The sequence below is a fragment of the Klebsiella sp. 141240 genome (genome assembly GCF_050600805.1).
Taxonomy (GTDB): domain Bacteria; phylum Pseudomonadota; class Gammaproteobacteria; order Enterobacterales; family Enterobacteriaceae; genus Klebsiella; species Klebsiella aerogenes.
The window spans coordinates 1-233 of the sequence record NZ_JAQIRK010000087.1 but is presented as its reverse complement, the minus strand read 5'-3'; the positions used below and the strand labels follow the sequence as shown (position 1 = coordinate 233).

1 rRNA gene is annotated in these 233 nt (G+C 51.1%); it reads left to right on the top strand.

Annotated elements, in window-relative coordinates:
* Positions 1–233: ribosomal RNA gene (locus tag PGQ95_RS26470) — 23S ribosomal RNA — on the top strand; the annotation flags it as partial.

Sequence of the window (233 nt, the reverse complement as noted above, 5' to 3'; positions counted from 1 at the left end):
GCGACTAAGCGTACACGGTGGATGCCCTGGCAGTCAGAGGCGATGAAGGACGTGCTAATCTGCGAAAAGCGTCGGTAAGGTGATATGAACCGTTATAGCCGGCGATGTCCGAATGGGGAAACCCAGTGTGATTCGTCACACTATCGTTAACTGAATACATAGGTTAACGAGGCGAACCGGGGGAACTGAAACATCTAAGTACCCCGAGGAAAAGAAATCAACCGAGATTCCCC